We start from the raw sequence: 15,991 nt of genomic DNA, 5'->3' as shown, positions 1-15,991 counted from the left end.
CTACAGGCGAACGTTCACGTCGGCGTCGTCGGCGAACCGGCTCGCGATACCCGCGCCGACGGCGTAGGCGACGGACTCCGCGCCCCGACCGAGGCGCTCGCGGAGGCTCGCCTTCGGCTCGAACGTCGCGACGCTCACGTCGACCCCGAGGAGGTCCTCGACGCGGTCGACGGCGTCGTCGCGCGCACCGAGAGCGTCCACGAAGCCCAGTTCGTGTGCCCGCTCGCCGAGGTAGACGCGCGCCTCGGTGTCGCGGATCAGTTCCGGCGAGAGGTCCCGCCCCTCCGCGACCCGCTCGACGAAGTGGTCGTAGTAGTCGTCGATGAGCCCCTGCAGGTACTCGCGCTCGTCGTCGGTGACCTCCTTGAGGGCCGCACCGGCGTCCTTGAACCGCCCGGCGGCGAAGCGCTCGTAGCTGAGGCCGAGTTCGTCGGCGAACTCCTTCGCGTTCACCCGCGAGCCGATGACGCCGATGGAGCCGACGACGGTCGTCTCGCGAGCCCACAGCTCGTCGCACCCGCTCGCGATCCAGTAGCCCCCGCTGGCGCAGGTGTCCGTCGCGTAGGCGACCGTCGGCCCGTCGAACGCCGCGGCCGCCGCGCGGACGTCGTCGCTCGGCACGACCTCGCCGCCGGGCGTGTTGAGCTTCAGCAGCAGCGCCCGCGCGTTGTCGTCGGCGTCGGCGGCCTCGATCTGCTCGACGACGTCGTCCGCGGGCGTCCCGCGGACCCGGTTCGGAAAGCGACCGCGCCCGGAGCGCGTGATGGGACCCTCGACCGCGACCTCCGCGACGTTGTACGTCGGGAGCGCGCGCGACGCGACGCGCTGACCGACCCGGACGCCGACCACGCCGGCGAGGACGGCGAGCAGCACGCCGAACGCGGTTCGCTGGTCGGGGAGGAAGACGAACAGTACGAGCCCGACGGCGACGGCCACGACGGCCACCACCAGCACGATGAACGTGCGGGCGACGGTTCGCTCACTGCTGTCTGGTCTTGCCATGTCCCCCACTGGACGCCGAGCCCGGATAAAACTCCACTGAGGATCCACCCGATGGAGGGGACGCCGCTCAGTCGTCCTGCGGGACGGCGTCGGAGACTCCCTCGGCACCGGACAGGGACTCCTCGACCTGCGTGTAGGTGAGGACGAGCGCGGCGGCGGCGAGCACACCGCCGACGACGAACGGGGTCGGGAAGCCGAAGCGGACGAGGTAGCCCGACGCGAGCGGGCCGATGGCGATACCGAGCCCGAAGGCGGTGGTGAGCACGGAGAGCGTCGTCCCGGAGCGTCCCTCGCCGGCGAGGTCGCCCGCGAGCGCGAGCGCCGGGGCGAACACGAGCGCGACGCTCACGCCCTGCAGCAGGCGGGCGACGAGCATCAGCCCCGGTCCCGCCACCCCGTCGAGCGCGGGGACCGCCCGCTCGACGCCGGGCGCGAGCGCCGGCACGTACCCCTGGAGGGCGACCGAGGGGGCGAGCAGGGCGAACCCCGCGAGGAGGAACGGCTTGCGGCCGTACCGGTCGCTCGCGCGGCCGATCGGCACCTGCAGGAGCACGTTGGCGATGACGACGGCGGCGAACTGGACGCTGAAGAGGAACTCGCCCTCCTCGAGCCTCGTCGTGATCGCGTCCTGGAGGGTCGCGAATAGGGCGATGGTGATCGCCATGAACAGCGTGCCCACGCCGAGGACGAACACCGGGTCGAACGTCCCCCGGCCGCTCGGGTCGAACACCCGAAACGAGAGGTCGTCGGACGCCGCCGCGGCCGTCCGCTCCGGATCCTCGATGAGCAGCGACACGAGCGCGAAGCTCGCGACGGCACCGAGGACGGCGACGCCGAAGGCGGCGTTGAACCCCGTCAGCGTCCCGAACGGCGTCGCGTACGGACCTCCCTGGACGACGAGGCCGGCGACGATGGGACCGAAGCCGAAGCCGACGAGTCGAAAGGTGTTGAACACGCCGAAGTTCCCGCCGCGGGTCGCGTCCCCCGCGGCGAACTCGTTGACCAGCGCGACCGTCGCGGGGATGGTGAACGCGGCACCGAGGCCCTGGAACGCCCGGACCGCGAGGACCGCCCCGTACCCCTCGACGAACGGGTAGGCGGCGCTGGCGACGCCGAACAGCGCGAGCCCCAACAGGACGAACGCCCGCCGTCGGCCGGTTCGGTCGGAGAGGCGGCCCGTGATCGGCTGGCCGAAGCTGTTCAGGAAGCCGAACAGCGACAGGACGAGGCCGACGAGCAGGGGGAGCGTCAGTTCGACGCCCAGGACGGACCGGCCGACGAGTCCCGTGACGTCGACCTGCCCGCTCTCTATGTACAGCGGGAGGACGATGATGAGAAACGAGTTCCCGAGCGCGTCGGCCATCCGCGCGAGCGCCAGCGTCAGCACGCGCCTGTCGGTGCCGAGAACCATCCGGTCGTGGTATGGACGCATCCGGGATCACGGTTTCTATCCTTACCGTCAGCGGCAACTTCATACCTTCACGATTCCTCACGGACGGGTATGGCTCGCACAGTGAAGCTCAGCAGAGTCGGGACCGTCCTTGCCGACCACGACTATCCGACCTCGCGGGACCGCGCCGTCTCCGCGTTCGGCGACGTGACCGTCCTGCTCGCCGACGGCGAGGCGAACCTCGGCCGGACGCTCACCGAGGTGACGAGCGACTCCTTCGACAGTGCCGACGAACTGGAACTCGAACTCTACTCGCACCTCCCGGTGGCGGCGGTCGGCGAGCCCGGCCAGTCCGAGGGCGAGGGCTGACCGGGAGCGCGAGGGTCGACCGCCGCGGACTCGCCGGCCGAACCGACCGAGGAGGACGGCGCGACTGGATTCCCGTCGCTTATACGTACCGGCCCTGTTCAGGGCGTATGAAGTTCTGTGACGAGTGCGGTTCGATGATGCACTCGGACGGCGAGACGTGGGAGTGTCGCTCCTGCGGCTACACGGAGGCGCGCGACCGCGACCAGGAGGGGAAGATGACGACGACGCAGGGCCAGGAGCGGAGCGAGATCGTCGACGTGAGCGACGCCGAGGACCGCGGCCTGCCGACCACGACCGTCGTCTGCCCGAACTGCGGCAACGACACCGCCCACTGGTACATGCAACAGATCCGCTCGGCCGACGAGTCCGAGACGCGCTTTCTCGTCTGCACCGAGTGCGAGCACAAGTGGCGCGAGGACGACCACTAACAACGACCTTTTACTGCGCTCGCGTGTCAGCGACACGCTCCGCGGTCGCTGGCAGCTCGCTGGTAAAAGCTCGATCAAAAGCACTTCCTCACCCCCTCAGTCGCTGCGCTCCTTCGGGGGGCTCGTCGGCCCGCTCGCTCGCCCCGCTTCGCGGTGCTCGCTCGCGGTGCGAAACGTAGAGGTTCCCGGTCCGCTGGTGGCCTCTCCGTCGTCCGTCGCTCTCTACACCTTCCCTACAAGTCCTCGGTGCCCGTAGTTCCGCCCATGATGCCCGCCGTCCCCGAGGAACGGCTGGAGCGTGGCGGCTGGTCGCTCGTCGAGGAGTCGACGGAGACGCTCGTCCGCCTCCCGGCGGCGCGAGCGCTGGGGTACACCCGCCTCTACGAGGACGCGGCGTTGCGCGCACGGATCCGCGAGGCGGCCGGGATCGACCGTCGGTGGCGGTTCTTCTTCGCGACGCGGCTGACGTTCGCCCCGCCGCTCCCGGCGGGCGTCGGGCCGGCGCTCCTGCTCCCGACGGTCACGGCCGAGGTGCGACGGACGTTCGCGGACGACCTCCGGGAGCGGGGGTTCCGTGGCGTCGAGCGGGGCCGTACCGAGCAGGTCCGCGTGCGCTCCGGGGGGCGCGCTCGTCTACAGTCGTTCCGCGCCCGACTGCCGCTCGACGTCGACGGGCGCTCGGCGGCGGTTCCGGTGGAGGGCTGGATCGGCGTCTGGGCGGCGGACGGCGAGTTCCGCGTCGCGGGCGGGGCGTACCCGACGGACCTCCCCGAACTCGGAGCGGCGCTCGGAGTCGAGGCGGGACCGGCCGCGAGCGCGTGTCGAGCGGAACTGTTCGAACTGCTCCGCGCGGTCAGTTGAGCGCGCGAACCGGGGCGGCGAGCGCCGTGCGGAGGACGCCCCGGGCGTCCGGCTGAATCGGCGCGATCCGGGCCAGGGGGCCGGGCCGGGCGGCCGCGCCGATCCGGGCGACCGGCGTCCCGTCGATGCGGAAGACGACGGTCACGTCGAGGTCGCGAAGCAGGCGGTCGAGGCGGTCCGCGCGGCGCAGGCCGGTGCGGGCGAGCGCCGAGGCGGCCCTGATCGACGGGAGGTTGACGAACACCGTGTCGGTGTAGGACTCGACGGTGATCGGCTGGCCGTCGATGGTCAGCGTGAGATCCGCGGTGACGTCGACGGGGTGGGGGGTTCGGGCCACCCGACTCAGTCGCGCTGTTCGCGCGTCGTGATCGTCAGCGTCCCGTCGAGACGCCAGTGGGCGTGCTCGGCCCCCTCGCCGGCCTTGCTCGGCACGAAGACGTTCATGTCATCGAACTCGTACTCGATCTCGGCGTTCCGTCCGGTCAGGCGGTCGTACAGCGCGATGCCGAGGTCGGGCCACGTCGTCGCCTCGTCGAAGCGCTCCTCGGGGGTCTCTGCGTCACTCATGGGGGTGATCTACGGCGGAGAGCCACATTAAACTACCCCGGACGCGGCCCGTCTCCCGGTTTTAGCCGCCGCGAGCGGTCGGTCAGGCGCGGGCGAACACGAGGTAGCCGGTGTGGCCGACGCCGGCCGTCGAGGGCCGAGACCCGCGGGCGTCGAAGTCCATCTCGCGCTGCAGCGTCTCGTAGGTCTCGATCTCGTCGAGACCGGCCTCCCGCGCGGCCTCGACGACCGCCCTCGTCCCCTCGACGAACGGGACGTAGGCGGCGACGTAACCGCCGGACACGAGCAGGTCCCGCGCCCGCGAGACGATCCGTGGGGCGTCCTCGGTGTCGAGCGTCAGGAGGTCGAACGTCCCGAGGTCGTCGAGGTCGTCGACCACGTCCCCGACGCGCACCTCCACCCGGTCCGGGACGCCGGCGATCTCCACGTTCGAGCGCGCCACCTCCGCGAACTCGGGGTTTCGCTCGTACGTGACGACGTCCGCCCCGGCGCGCGCGAGGTAGGCGGTCAGCACCCCCGTTCCGGTGCCGGCGTCGAGGACGCGGTCGCCGCCGCAGGCCCCCGTGTGACCCATGACGAGGCCGATGTCGCGCGGCATCATCGGCGCACCCGTGCGCTCGAAGTGCGCGAACAGGTCCGGCCCGCGCAGGTCCCGCACCTCGAACGCCTCGCCGAGATGCGTCTCGACCGTGTCGCCGGGCGCGACGTCCTCGGGCACCTCGAGGATGCCGAGGTCGCTCTCCAGCGTCTCGCCGGGCGCGAGCAGGTACTCGCGTCCGTCGCGGACGAACAGGTACACGCTCCGTTACTCCAGCCTGCTGACCGCCGCGGCGAGGTCGCCCCCCTCGGCCGCCAGCGCCTCCCGGGCTTCCTTCTCGCTCGCGCCGGTCCGCTGGGTGACGATCTCCACGTCGGCGTCGGGGATGTCGGGGGCCTCGTCGGCCGCCGCGTCCGCGTCCGTACCGGTTTCCCCCCCGACGTCCGCGCCGCCCTCGGCCCGCGGACGCGACTCGGGTTCGCCGACGATCTGGTAGGTCGCCTGACCCTGGGCGTCCATGCGCTGGACCTCGGCGTCCGTGAAGACGAGGTCCTCCTCGGCCGTCCGGATGACGACCTCCTCGGCGTCGATCTCGGTGACCTCTATGCCCATCTGCTTCATCATCTGCTTCATCTTGCGCGGGTTGAGCCCGCCGCCGCCTCCAAACATACGTGGCTCCACTCGGTCTGGCGGCAAAAGCGTAGTGGACTCCGCCCGTCCGCCGCTCACTCCCCGGTTCCCGCGCCGTCGCGCACCTTCACGGCCATCCCCGTCTCGAAGTCGGCCAGCCCGTCGGCCGGGAGTTCCGCCCGCCCAACGGCGAGCAGCGCTCCGTCGTGGGTGACGAGCACCTCGTCGCCGGGGCGGACGTCCGCGTCCGCGTGGCGGACGAACTTCGCGAAGGCGTTCTTCCCGTCGCGGACGAACGGGACGCTCTCCTCGCCGACCTCGACGCGCGGCCGACCGAGCGCCTCGTGGAGGCGCACGCCACCCGCGTACGCGAGCGTGAACCGGCCGTCGGTGCCGTAGGAGACGAGGCGCGTCTCGTCCGCGCGGACCTGCTGGGGACGACCGGTCGAGGAGCGCCAGACCGAAAGCGTCTCCCCGGCGGGGAACAGCGCCGCCCCCGCCCCCGCGCCGAACTGGTAGTCCGCGATCGTCCGCAGTCGCGCCCGCTCGTCCTCGTCCATACCCCCGCTGGTCCGCCCGCGGACAAAAGCGGCGCGAGTCGACCACGTCCGCCACGACCCGTGTCACGTGATAGTCATGGACGCGGGCCGGACCGATCCGGAGGAATTTAATCCGACCGGGATCGAACCGGGGCACATGGCAACGGATTCACGCAAGCTCACGATCGGCGTCGGCCTCCTCGTCCTGTGCAGCGCGCTCGTCATCTTCGGCGGTCTTCCGACCGCGCCGATCCCCGACGTCGCGCTGGCGGTCGCCGCGCTCGGCCTGGCCGCCGGCTCGCTGCTGGTCGGCTTCTCCGAGGACGGCATCGGGGTCTAGAACCCCAGCTTTTGCTGCGGTCGCGGGCGGGCGACCCGCCTCGCGGTCGCCCGCGACACCCTGGCAAAAGCTGGATCAAAAGCACGGCGTCACCCCCTCAGTCACGCCTTCGGCGTTCCTTCGGGGGCTCCTTGGCCCGCTCGCCGGCCATTGGCCGGCGAGCGGTGAGCGCGCTGGCGGTGAGATACGATACCGATAGCACTGAGGGCGATAGATCCACTCCGTAGTATCGCAGTCTAAGCGATTCAGTCGTCGCGATCACGCTGGCTACGTTCCGCTCCGTCGCGTCGCTCCGGTTCAGGAACGGTCCACCGCGGAAATTGGTTTTTTCGCTGTCGTCCCGAAACCGATCGACGACTCGCGCCAGCGCGGCACCCGTGAGCGAGGCCGAAGGCCGAGCGAGCGGACCGACGAACCCCCGAGCGAAGCGAGGGGGTGAGGAGGGTTTTGATCCAGCTTTTGCCAGCGAGGCGGCGGAGCCGCCGAGCGCAGCAAAAGGTGGTGGGGCTAGAGCAGGAACCTGTCCGTCCGTTCGCTCAGGTCCACGAACGAGTCGGCCGCCTCGATGAGTTCCGTCGCCGTGGACTGGCGAAAGCCCATCACCTCGACGCGGGTGCCCTCGTGGCGCAGGTGCGAGCAGAGCCGCGAGAAGTCGCCGTCGCCGGTGCAGAGGACGACGGCGTCGACGTGGCGGCCGAGCGTCACCGCGTCGAGGCTCAGGCCGACGTCCCAGTCGGCCTTCTTCGTCCCGTCGCTGTAGGTCTTGAGCTCCTTGATCTTCGTCTCGAAGCCGATGTCCTCCAGCGCCTCGAAGAAGGTCTCCTCCTCGGGCGCGTGCGCGCGGACGACGTACGCGATGGCGCGGACCAGTTTGCGGTCGTACACCGCGGCTTCGAGCAGGCTGGCGTAGTCGACGTTGCGCGAGTAGACGCTGTGCGACGAGTGATAGAGGTTGCGCGCGTCGGCGAGCACGGCGACGCGTTGATCGGGGTGGATCGGGGGCATGTTCCGGACTCGTCCGCGCTCCGGGATAGACCTTCGTATCGCCGCGACCGAGCGCCGCCGCCGCGGTCGCCCCGCGGCCGACGGTCGCGGTCGGCGAACGCAGGCTTAATGGGTCGAACTGTCCGACTGGTGGGTATGTCCGGCGACTTCCAGCTTCCGGCCAAGGGCGACGTGCTGGTCGAACTCTACAACCAGTTCAACGAGGACCAGCAGGAGATGACGTACGAGACGGTCACTATCCTCCACAACGGGTGGATCCGATGCGTGCGCAGACCCGAAGACATGGAGACCGAGGCCGCCGCCGAGGGGGACGCGGAGGTGGACTACTACCCCCCGAGCACCGTCGGCGGCGTCTACACTATCGAGGACGAGAACGTCGTCCCCCTGTCGCAGTAGGACCCGATCGGGACCCGGAGTCGGCCTCGCCCGCCGGCAGAATTGGCGCGCGGCACAACCCCTAAATAGGTGGCGTCCCCTCGAACGCACATGCACGTCACGTCCCGCGGGAGCGGGAGTGCGGACGGTACCCGTCGCAAACGCGCGTAGAGCGACGGGTTCACGGCGGGCTGGCACTCCGTCGCGGGCTGTTTTCGACGCGTACCGAACGAGAGCCGCGCATCCAGCGCACCGACACACCACACCAGATCACAGCACATGACGCACGAACCGTACACCGGGGTCTTCCCCGCACTCACCACGCCGTTCACCGAGGACGACCGCATCGACCACGAGACGCTCGCCGCGAACGCCCGCCGACTGGAGGAGGCGGGCGTGGACGGCATCGTCCCCGTCGGAACGACCGGCGAGAGCGCTACGATGACCCACGACGAGCACATCGAGGTCATCGAGACGGTCTCCGGGGCCGTAGGTGAGATTCCCGTCGTCGCCGGCGCGGGGAGCAACGCCACCCACGAGGCCGTCTCGCTGGCCGGGCGCGCCGCCGACGCGGGGGCCGACGGCCTGCTCCTCATCTCGCCGTACTACAACAAGCCCGAACCGGCGGGAATGGAGCGCCACTTCCGCGCCGTCGCCGACGCCGTCGACCTCCCGCAGATCATCTACAACGTCCCCGGACGCACGGGGCGCAACATCGCCGTCGAGACGGCCGTCTCGCTCGCTCGCCACGAGAACGTCGTGGGCTACAAGGCGGCGAGCGGCGACCTCACCCGGGTGACCCGGGTCATCGAGGGGACGCGCGAGGAGGCGTTCACCGTCCTCTCGGGCGACGACGCGCTCACCCTCCCGATGCTCGCCATCGGCGCGACGGGGTGCATCAGCGTCACCGCCAACGTCGAACCCGAGCGCGTCTGCGCGATGGTCGGCGCGGCGCTCGACGGCGACTTCGAGCGGGCGCGCGCGCTCCACCACGAACTCGGCCCGCTCAACCGCGCGCTGTTCGCCGAGACGAACCCGATCCCGGTGAAGGCGGCGATGGCGATGCGGGGATACATGCCCGAGCGCATGCGCCCCCCGCTCTCGCCGCTGACCGACGGCAACCGCGAGGAACTCTCCGCAATCCTCGCCGCTCTCGACAGGAATACCCCCCGAGAAGTACAAGCGCGACAGACAGAACCATGAGGGTAGTCGTCACGGGCGCGACCGGGCGGATGGGGCGGACCGTCCGCGAGGCGGCCGAGGAACGCGGGTGGGACGTCCGTCCCGTCTCGCGCTCCGACGCCGTCGAGGACGGCCCCGAGGACCTCGCGGCCGTCCTCGCCGACGAGCGCCCCGACGCGGTCGTCGACTTCACCCTTCCCGAGGCGAGCGTCGAGACCGTCGCCGCCTGCGCGGAGGCGGGCGTCCCGGCCGTCGTCGGGACGACGGGGTTCGACGACGGGCAGTTCGACGCGCTCTGGGGGGCGAGCCAGTCGGTGGCCGTGTTGCACGCCCCGAACTTCTCCCGCGGCGTCGCGGTCCTGCTCGGCCTCGTCCGCGAGGCCGTCGCCGCCCTCCCGGGCTACGACGTGGAACTCACCGAGACCCATCACCGCGGCAAGCGCGACGCGCCGAGCGGCACCGCGAACCGCCTGCTCGACGCCGTCGACGAGGCGCGCGAGACCGCGGCGGAGCGCGTCCACGGCCGTCGGGGCGCGCACCTGCGCGGCGACGGCGAGGTGGGCGTCCACGTCCGGCGCGCGGGCGACGTCCGCGGCGAGCACGAGGTGCTGTTCGCGGGCAACGACGAGGTGCTGACGCTCACCCACCGCGCCGAGAGCCGGCGGGTGTTCGCGGCGGGGGCGCTCGACGCCGCCGCGTGGCTCGCCGGCCGCGAGGCGGGCTGGTACGATTTCTCGGAGGTGCTGAATGACGACGCTTGAAACCGACGTAGGCGAGCTGTGGGATCGATACGAGAGCGGCCTGACCGCGGGCGACGCCGGGCTCGACGAGCTGGCGACGCTCGACGCCTTCCTCGAGGCGCTGGAGGCGGGCGAGGTGCGCGCCGCTGAGCGGGAGTCGCCCGCGGAGTGGCGGGCCGTCCCGTGGGTTAAGCGGGGCATCCTGCTCAACTTCGCCCTGCGCGAGACGCGCCCGCGGCGGTACGGCGACGTCACCTACCACGACGTGCTCCCGCTGCGCGAGACGCGCGACCTCGCCGCCCGCGGCACGCGCAACACGCCCGACGGCACCGTCATCCGCCGCGGCGCGTACGTCGGCGGCGACGCCATCATGATGTCGCCGTCGTTCGTCAACGTCGGCGCGTACGTCGACGACGGCACGCTCGTCGACTCCTGCGACACGGTCGGCTCCTGCGCGCAGATCGGACGCGACGTGAAGCTCGGCGCGAACACGCTGATCGGCGGCGTCCTCGAACCCGTCGAGGACGCGCCCGTGATCGTCGAGGACGGCGTCTCCCTCGGGGCGGGCTGCCGGGTCACCTCCGGGTTCGTCGTGGGCGAGGGGGGCGTCGTGGGCGAGAACACGCTCCTCACGCCGCGCATCCCCGTCTACGACCTCGTCGAGGAGGAGGTCGTGTACGGTCACCTGCCGCCAGAGCGCCGCGCCTTCACGCGGTTCGTGGAGTCGAGCGTCGGCGACCACGACCTGTTCGACGGCGGGGCGTACAAGCCGGCCGTCGTCGCGACGCACATCGAGGACCGAACGCTCGAGGCCAGCGAACGGGAGGGGGCGCTGCGCGAATGACGGGGACGGGAGCGGCGGTGCGTCGGCTCACGGACTGGGATGCCGCCCGGCTCCGGGCGCTCGCCGACGAGTTCGAGACGCCGCTCTACGTCCTCGACCTGGACCGCGTCCGCGAGAACGCGGCGCGCCTCCTCGCCGCCTTTCCCGACGCGGACGTGAGCTACGCCGTGAAGGCGAACGCGACCCGCGCGGTCCTCGAGACGGTCCGCGACGCCGGCCTCGGGGCGGAGTGCGCCTCCGCCGGCGAGGTGCGGCGCGCACTCGACGCGGGCGTGCCCGGCCGCCGGGTGCGCTACACCGCCGTCAACCCGCCCGCCCGCGACCTGGACGACGTGGTGGAGGCGTCCCGCGGGCACGACCTCGTGCTCACGGTGGACTCGGCGGACACCCTCGACCGCGTCGCCGAGCGCGGCTACGACGGCCGCCTCTGCGTGCGCGTCAACCCCGGCGTCGGCGCGGGCCACCACGAGAAGGTCGTCACGGGCGACGCCCCGCAGTTCGGCGTGCCCTACGACCGATCCGCCGCGCTCTGCGCCGACGCCCGGCGTCGAGGGTTCGACCTCGTCGGCCTCCACGCCCACGCCGGGAGCGGCATCTCCGGCGAGGGGCTCGAGGCGCACCGCGAACTCGTCCGCCGGACGAGCGCGCTCGCCGAGGAGGTGGGCGACCTCGACTTCGCGGCGGTCGGCGGCGGCTTCGGCGTCCCCTACCGCCCCGAGGAACCGCCGCTCGACCTCGACGCGGTCGCGCGCGCGACCCGCGAGGCGTTCGGCGACCCCGGCGCGCGCCTCGCCGTCGAACCCGGCCGCTACGTCGTCGCGGACGCGGGCGTCCTCCTGACGCGCGTCACCGCGGTCACCGAGACGCCCGAGACGACCGTCGCGGGATGCGACGCCGGGATGACGACGCTGCTCCGCCCCGCGCTGTACGACGCGTACCACCACATCCGTAGCCTCGCGCCCGACGCGGCCGCACGCGAGTCGGTCCGCTGTCTCGTCGCGGGACCGATCTGCGAGACGGCGGACGTGCTCGCCCGCGACCGACCGCTCCCCGCGCCCGCCCGCGGCGACCCGCTGGCCGTCGGGAACGCCGGCGCGTACGCCTACGAGATGGCCAGCCAGTACAACTCCCGTCCCCGTCCCGCCGTCGTCTCCGCGACGGGCGACCCCCTCGTCCGCCGCGAGACGCTCTCCGACCTTACCAGGCTCGAAGCACGAGTAGAACAATGATCCCTGTAGCGAAGTACCACGGAACCGGCAACGACTTCATCGTCGTCGACGCGGACCTCTCGGTCCCGGACCGACGGCGGTTCGCAACGGACTACTGCGACCGAACATCCGGCATCGAGGGGCCGGACGGCCCCTCGGGTGCCGACGGCGCGCTCTTTCTCGCGCTCGAACCCGCCTTCGACCCGCCGCGGGTCATCATGACGCTCGTCCAGCCGGACGGCTCGGTCGCCTCGATGTGTGGCAACGGCGCGCGCGTCGCCGCCGCCTGGGCCGCGGACCGCACCGGCCGGGACGAGGTGATGATCGACACCCCGGCCGGGACGCGCCACGCCGTCGTCGGCGACGACGAGGTGACCATCGAGATGGGTCGCCCGACGTTCGATCCGGCGGCCGTCCCCGTCGCGCGCGACGGGCCGATGGTGGACGAACCGCTCGCGGGCCTCGCGGTCACGGCGGTCAACACGGGGGTACCCCACGCCGTCGCGTTCGTCGACGACGTGGACGCGGTCGACCTCGAGGCGGTCGCCCCCGTGATCCGTCACCACGACGCGTTCCCGGACGGGGCCAACGTCACCGTCGCGTCGGAGCACGACGGCGGCGGGTTCCGCCAGCGCACCTTCGAGCGTGGCGTCGAGGGGGAGACTCGCTCCTGCGGGACGGGCGCGGTCGCCGTCGCGGCCGTCGCGCGCCGCGCCGGGCGCATCGACGACGGCCCCGTCACGATCCGACCGCCGGGCGGGGACCTCACCGTCTCCTTCGAGGACGGGCGGGCGTACCTCGCCGGGCCGGTCGTCCACGAGTTCGACGCGGAACTGTCCCCGGCCCGGCCGCGGCGCGCCTGAGACCGATGGGCGAGATCGATCCGCTCTCCTTCCACGAACGCGCCGTCCGGACGCCCTCCCACGAGTCCGTCGACGACATGCGCGACCTGCTGGTCGAGACGCTCCGCGCCGCCGGCGAGGGGCCGCGCGTCGACGGGGCGGGCAACGTGCTCGCGGCGAAGGGCGAGGGAGGCCCACACCTCGTGCTCAACACGCACCTCGATACGGTCCCGCCGCACGTCCCGATGGAGCGCCGCGCGTCGGTGCCCGGAACCGGCGCGGAGGAGCCGAACGAGCGGGGGCCGAGCGGGAACGGTGGTGGCGGTAACGGCGGCGCGCGCGCGTCGAGCGGGGCGGGCGCGGCGGGCGACGTGATCCGGGGGCGCGGCGCGTGTGACGCGAAGGGTCCCCTCGCCGCGATGGTCGCGGCGTTCGCGGCCGCGGCGCCGGACGGTCCCCGCCTCACGCTCGCGGTGACGCCGGACGAGGAGACCACCTCGGCGGGGGCGGCCGCCCTCGCGCCGACGCTCGACGGCGACCTGTACGTGGTGGGAGAGCCGACCGGCCTCGACGTCTGTACCGCCGCGCGCGGCCGGTTCGAGGGGTCGATATCGATCCGCGGGGTCGCGGCCCACGCCGCGGAACCCGAGACGGGCGTGAACGCCGTGGCGGCCGCGGAGGCGGTCCTCGGCGCGCTTCGCACGTTCGACGGCGCGCGCGGCCCCCCCGCGCACCCCGACCTCGGCGAGCCGACGCTCACGCCGACGCGGATCCGGGGGGGCGAGGCGGTCAACCAGGTCCCCGATTCGTGCCGCGTGGACGTGGACCGCCGGAGCGTCCCGCCGGAGACTGCCGGCGGGTTCGAGCGCGCGCTGAACGACCACCTCGCGTCCCTCGACACCGACTGCGAGTTCTCCCTCACCGAGCGGGAGACGCCGTTCCTGGAGGCGTTCGCCACCGACCCGGAGCACCCGCTCGTCGCGGCGCTGCGGGGTGTGGGGGCGGGGGAGACGCGCCCGTTCGGTGCGGCGACGGAGGCGTCGTACTTCGCGCCGGAGCCGACGGTCGTCTTCGGACCGGGCGTGCTCGCCGACGAGGAGGGACCGGTGGCCCACGCCCGGCGGGAGTACGTCAGGCGGAGCGAGGTAGAGCGGGCGAGCGAGATCCTCCGCGAGGCGCTCGCGACGCTGCGCGCGTGACGCCGGCTGACCGCTACGCGCCGACGCGCGTCTCCTCCCGGACGTAGACGCCGAGGAACCCGCCCAGCGCGCCGAGGAGGGCCGCGACGGCGGCCACCGCGAGGAACGCGCCGACGGCGAGGGCGACGCCGATCGCACCGACGGCGGGCGTCACGGCGTCGAGAGCCGGGACGACCGCGAGGAAGCTACTGAGAAGGAGGAGCGCGATCACGAGCGGCAGCGAGGCGAATACCCCCGACAGCGCCCCGACGCTCGCGCCCTCGCGGCGGCCCCCCCGCTGGAGGTACCCCGCCACCGCGCCGCCGAGGATCGGCGACAGCGGGACGAACGACAACACGACGGTTACGACAGCGCCGATCGCGGCGTTGAGCAGCGTCCCACCTCTCGTCATCGTCCCGATGATCAGTATCCAGCTATATATACTGTCTGTCCTCGCGTGACGACGCCGCCCCTGGAACGATCCCACTGAACCGGTCCCGACGAGGGGGAGTCGAGGGACTGAGGGCGTCCGCTGGGGGATACGGTCGAAGCAGGAGTCGCCACGGAGGCGGTGGTGCCCCCGGATCGAGCGCCGGCGTCGTTCGCGTCCGCTCCCTCGTTCCCCACCTGTGACTCGGCCCGAGGAACGGGCACCCGAGGATGACGGAGGCGGACACGCCATGCGGCCGGCACCCGACCGAACGGGCTCACGGCCGAGGGGTATTTATTCGGGTTGTTCAATAAAGGTGGTTTAACCCCGGAACGTCGTGTCAAATACGGTCGTTGCGTTCGTCGCGGCCGTCACGTGCCTCGAGTCCGGATCGGATCGCTTCGAAACGAACCACCGCTCGCGTCCGGACGGAGTAGACACCTACTACCCCCTGAAACAGTCAAAAGGACTATTGTACAGCAGTTTCCATGGTCCGATGGGACTGTGGCAGGCCGCTCGCACCCCTGTCACAGCGCGCTTGCATCCCGGAAAAGCCGTTTGTGCCGTCCGATGTCCGTTAGTGGACACCGACGCCGAGCGGGTTTCGCATCCCACGTGCGACCTCGGGGCGACCGCCCCGCTGCAAGCCTTCCCATCCCCACCTGTGTTCTCGCTCTCGGGGGTTTGTCCCCCCGCGAGCGCTTACCGACCGCCGCGAAGAGCGACGCACTCCCCCTCGAACGACCGACGGTGCCCGCGCGAAACCGACTATCGGGTCGAACCCTGCGTGACGGGGGTCCCGACGGTGCGGTTCGGGGTCCCCTCCCTCGACCGCGAGAGAGTGACGCGAACAGGTAGTTCTGCTGCCTGCGCAGGCCGGGTCGGGGGCGGTCACTCCCGGTCGAGATACTCCACCGCCTCCTCGTCGGGGACCTGTCCGAACTCCCGATAGAACCGACCGACTGCACCGAAGTACGCGGGCGTCTGGACGCAGATCACGTCGTCGGCCTCCCCCTCGAGCATCTCCACGGAGTCGGGCGGGGCGATCGGTGCGGCGACGATCACCCGCTCGGCACCGGCGGCGTACGTCGTTCTGACGCAGGCGAGAGCCGTCGCGCCCGTCGCGATGCCGTCGTCCACGACGAGCGCGGTCTTACCGTGGAGGTCGAACCCCGACCCGTCCCCGCGGTAGCGATCGGCCTTGGCGCGCGCCGCCTCGGCCTGCCGCTCGCGCTCGTCCTCCAGGTAGTCCTCCGTGACGCCCAGTCTGGCGACGAGGTCGTCGTTGATCCACGTCGCGCCGTCGGCCCCGACGGCCCCGATAGCGAGTTCCGGGTTCCCTGGCGCGCCGAGCTTGCGCGCGACGACCACGTCGAGCGGGAGGTCGAGCGCGTCCGCGACGGCCCGCCCCACCGGGAGGCCGCCGCGCGGTATCGCGAGGACGATGTCGGCCTCGACGCCCCGCGATTCGAGCACCTCCGCGAGCTGTCGTCCCCCGTCCGTGCGGTCCGTGAACACGAGTC

Annotated in this window: 21 protein-coding genes; 11 read left to right on the top strand and 10 right to left on the bottom strand. The window is 72.0% G+C overall.

The window, feature by feature from the left end; translation table 11 throughout:
• On the bottom strand, positions 1–1,002 hold the full coding sequence (sppA, locus tag P1K31_RS08350) for a signal peptide peptidase SppA (protein WP_276302873.1): 1,002 nt from the start codon (positions 1,000–1,002) through the stop codon (positions 1–3).
• A 67-nt stretch (positions 1,003–1,069) separates the two neighbouring features.
• Positions 1,070–2,413 carry an MFS transporter gene (locus tag P1K31_RS08345; protein ID WP_276302872.1) on the bottom strand — a complete coding sequence of 448 codons (1,344 nt, stop codon included), beginning with the start codon at positions 2,411–2,413 and terminating at the stop codon, positions 1,070–1,072.
• A 90-nt stretch (positions 2,414–2,503) separates the two neighbouring features.
• On the opposite strand from P1K31_RS08345, the gene P1K31_RS08340 reads away from it, so the two are divergent.
• From P1K31_RS08340 to P1K31_RS08330, 3 genes are all read left to right on the top strand, one after another.
• Entirely contained in the window at positions 2,504–2,761 is a 258-nt protein-coding gene (locus tag P1K31_RS08340; protein ID WP_276302871.1) for a DUF5789 family protein, read from the top strand.
• A 107-nt stretch (positions 2,762–2,868) separates the two neighbouring features.
• The gene (locus P1K31_RS08335) at positions 2,869–3,189 is read left to right on the top strand and encodes a transcription factor S (protein ID WP_276302870.1); all 321 of its coding nucleotides are present in this window, start codon (positions 2,869–2,871) and stop codon (positions 3,187–3,189) included.
• A gap of 264 nt (positions 3,190–3,453) precedes the next feature.
• A complete protein-coding gene (locus P1K31_RS08330; RefSeq protein WP_276302869.1) occupies positions 3,454–4,050 on the top strand; it encodes a DUF6517 family protein in 597 nt (198 codons plus the stop codon).
• On the opposite strand, the gene P1K31_RS08325 is transcribed toward P1K31_RS08330, so the two are convergent.
• From P1K31_RS08325 to P1K31_RS08305, 5 genes are all read right to left on the bottom strand, one after another.
• Positions 4,043–4,387 (bottom strand): hypothetical protein, encoded by a 345-nt coding sequence (locus tag P1K31_RS08325; RefSeq protein WP_276302868.1) that lies wholly within the window; start codon positions 4,385–4,387, stop codon positions 4,043–4,045. The two genes, P1K31_RS08330 and P1K31_RS08325, sit on opposite strands and share 8 nt — an antisense overlap.
• A 5-nt stretch (positions 4,388–4,392) precedes the next feature.
• A complete protein-coding gene (locus tag P1K31_RS08320; protein WP_276302867.1) occupies positions 4,393–4,617 on the bottom strand; it encodes a hypothetical protein in 225 nt (74 codons plus the stop codon).
• 82 nt (positions 4,618–4,699) lie between these two features.
• Positions 4,700–5,416 carry a methyltransferase domain-containing protein gene (locus tag P1K31_RS08315; RefSeq protein ID WP_276302866.1) on the bottom strand — a complete coding sequence of 239 codons (717 nt, stop codon included), beginning with the start codon at positions 5,414–5,416 and terminating at the stop codon, positions 4,700–4,702.
• A gap of 6 nt (positions 5,417–5,422) precedes the next feature.
• Positions 5,423–5,824 carry a nascent polypeptide-associated complex protein gene (locus tag P1K31_RS08310; protein ID WP_276302865.1) on the bottom strand — a complete coding sequence of 134 codons (402 nt, stop codon included), beginning with the start codon at positions 5,822–5,824 and terminating at the stop codon, positions 5,423–5,425.
• Between the two features lie 56 nt (positions 5,825–5,880).
• Positions 5,881–6,345: a PUA domain-containing protein gene (locus P1K31_RS08305; RefSeq protein ID WP_276302864.1), complete on the bottom strand. Its 465-nt coding sequence runs from the start codon at positions 6,343–6,345 to the stop codon at positions 5,881–5,883.
• Between the two features lie 136 nt (positions 6,346–6,481).
• Here P1K31_RS08305 and P1K31_RS08300 point away from each other — a divergent pair, with 136 nt between their 5' ends.
• On the top strand, positions 6,482–6,664 hold the full coding sequence (locus P1K31_RS08300) for a hypothetical protein (protein ID WP_276302863.1): 183 nt from the start codon (positions 6,482–6,484) through the stop codon (positions 6,662–6,664).
• 507 nt (positions 6,665–7,171) lie between these two features.
• Here the strand turns inward: P1K31_RS08300 and P1K31_RS08295 are convergent.
• Positions 7,172–7,669 (bottom strand): LabA-like NYN domain-containing protein, encoded by a 498-nt coding sequence (locus P1K31_RS08295; protein WP_276302862.1) that lies wholly within the window; start codon positions 7,667–7,669, stop codon positions 7,172–7,174.
• A gap of 135 nt (positions 7,670–7,804) precedes the next feature.
• Between P1K31_RS08295 and P1K31_RS08290 the strand changes: the two genes are divergently transcribed.
• The 7 genes from P1K31_RS08290 (at position 7,805) to P1K31_RS08260 (ending at position 14,059) form a co-directional block, all read left to right on the top strand.
• Positions 7,805–8,065: a hypothetical protein gene (locus tag P1K31_RS08290; RefSeq protein WP_276302861.1), complete on the top strand. Its 261-nt coding sequence runs from the start codon at positions 7,805–7,807 to the stop codon at positions 8,063–8,065.
• A 258-nt stretch (positions 8,066–8,323) separates the two neighbouring features.
• Positions 8,324–9,247 (top strand): 4-hydroxy-tetrahydrodipicolinate synthase, encoded by a 924-nt coding sequence (gene dapA, locus P1K31_RS08285; protein ID WP_276302860.1) that lies wholly within the window; start codon positions 8,324–8,326, stop codon positions 9,245–9,247.
• A complete protein-coding gene (gene dapB / locus P1K31_RS08280; protein WP_276302859.1) occupies positions 9,244–9,987 on the top strand; it encodes a 4-hydroxy-tetrahydrodipicolinate reductase in 744 nt (247 codons plus the stop codon). The genes dapA and dapB overlap by 4 nt, the downstream gene beginning before the upstream one ends.
• Positions 9,974–10,810 carry a 2,3,4,5-tetrahydropyridine-2,6-dicarboxylate N-succinyltransferase gene (locus tag P1K31_RS08275; RefSeq protein WP_276302858.1) on the top strand — a complete coding sequence of 279 codons (837 nt, stop codon included), beginning with the start codon at positions 9,974–9,976 and terminating at the stop codon, positions 10,808–10,810. Before dapB ends, P1K31_RS08275 begins: the two co-directional genes overlap by 14 nt.
• Entirely contained in the window at positions 10,807–12,039 is a 1,233-nt protein-coding gene (lysA, locus tag P1K31_RS08270) for a diaminopimelate decarboxylase (protein WP_276302857.1), read from the top strand. The genes P1K31_RS08275 and lysA overlap by 4 nt, the downstream gene beginning before the upstream one ends.
• Positions 12,036–12,881 carry a diaminopimelate epimerase gene (gene dapF / locus P1K31_RS08265; RefSeq protein WP_276302856.1) on the top strand — a complete coding sequence of 282 codons (846 nt, stop codon included), beginning with the start codon at positions 12,036–12,038 and terminating at the stop codon, positions 12,879–12,881. Before lysA ends, dapF begins: the two co-directional genes overlap by 4 nt.
• 5 nt (positions 12,882–12,886) lie before the next feature.
• Positions 12,887–14,059: a M20/M25/M40 family metallo-hydrolase gene (locus tag P1K31_RS08260; RefSeq protein ID WP_276302855.1), complete on the top strand. Its 1,173-nt coding sequence runs from the start codon at positions 12,887–12,889 to the stop codon at positions 14,057–14,059.
• 13 nt (positions 14,060–14,072) lie between these two features.
• Here the strand turns inward: P1K31_RS08260 and P1K31_RS08255 are convergent, their stop codons facing one another.
• Together P1K31_RS08255 and P1K31_RS08250 are read right to left on the bottom strand one after the other, a co-directional pair.
• Positions 14,073–14,450 carry a DUF5518 domain-containing protein gene (locus P1K31_RS08255; protein WP_276302854.1) on the bottom strand — a complete coding sequence of 126 codons (378 nt, stop codon included), beginning with the start codon at positions 14,448–14,450 and terminating at the stop codon, positions 14,073–14,075.
• 909 nt (positions 14,451–15,359) lie between these two features.
• A complete protein-coding gene (locus P1K31_RS08250) occupies positions 15,360–15,986 on the bottom strand; it encodes a phosphoribosyltransferase (protein WP_276302853.1) in 627 nt (208 codons plus the stop codon).
• Positions 15,987–15,991: the final 5 nt, after the last annotated feature.

Source organism: Halomarina halobia (assembly GCF_029338575.1).
Taxonomy (GTDB): domain Archaea; phylum Halobacteriota; class Halobacteria; order Halobacteriales; family Haloarculaceae; genus Halomarina; species Halomarina halobia.
The sequence above is the reverse complement of the archived record's forward strand: the minus strand, read 5'-3'. Positions and strand labels throughout refer to the sequence as shown.